This window comes from Psychrobacter sp. GW64-MNA-CIBAN-0177 (assembly GCF_040309585.1).
Classification (GTDB): domain Bacteria; phylum Pseudomonadota; class Gammaproteobacteria; order Pseudomonadales; family Moraxellaceae; genus Psychrobacter; species Psychrobacter okhotskensis.
Window position 1 is genome coordinate 1 of the sequence record NZ_JBEOOY010000061.1, and the last position, 617, is coordinate 617.

Consider the following 617-nt stretch of genomic DNA (forward strand, 5'->3'; position numbering starts at 1 on the left):
AACACCTTTGCAACAGAGGCACTAACACTGACACAAATCGCCGCACAGCCGCAACTGGTGGTATCGCCTTCGCGTGCCAACTTGCGTGGCTCACATGATCAATGGTTCGCTGAAAAAGGCCTTAAGCGAAACATCGTGATGTCAGTCCCTAGCTTTTCAGCGGTACCAGATATTCTACACACCACCGATATGATTGCGTTTTATCCTGCGCGACTATTGCCAAACAGTAAGGTTAAAGAGATTGCTGTGGAAGCCTTACCGCCAACCTTTAAGGTAATAGCCGCATGGCATCCACGTACTAATGACAGTGGTATACATCGCTGGTTAATTGAGCAATTAAAAAATTTATAACGTATAGGGTTGTTAGCTACTTGTCTTGCATATTCTGAATGAGGCAGTCAATACTGTAGCCACGCGTATTACAAGATCATCAAGCAGCACCACGACACGGTTGTTAAATAACATAGCATCGATTTTATATTCGTCGAAAAGTTAAGTTACTATAAAAAGTTAGGGCGAGTCATCTACTTTTGAGCGCGCTAGGGAGTTTCCTAAAAACTGTGTAACTGCTTATAATCCCATAACAGGAGAATAAGCAATGACCAAGCAAACTGACA

Annotated in this window: 1 protein-coding gene; it reads left to right on the forward strand. The window is 43.1% G+C overall.

What is annotated here, in order from left to right:
* Positions 1 to 351, forward strand: a 351-nt coding sequence (locus tag AAEY79_RS14170) for a LysR substrate-binding domain-containing protein (protein ID WP_352288858.1), incomplete at its 5' end; no start/stop codon positions are given.
* Positions 352 to 617 lie beyond the last annotated feature (266 nt).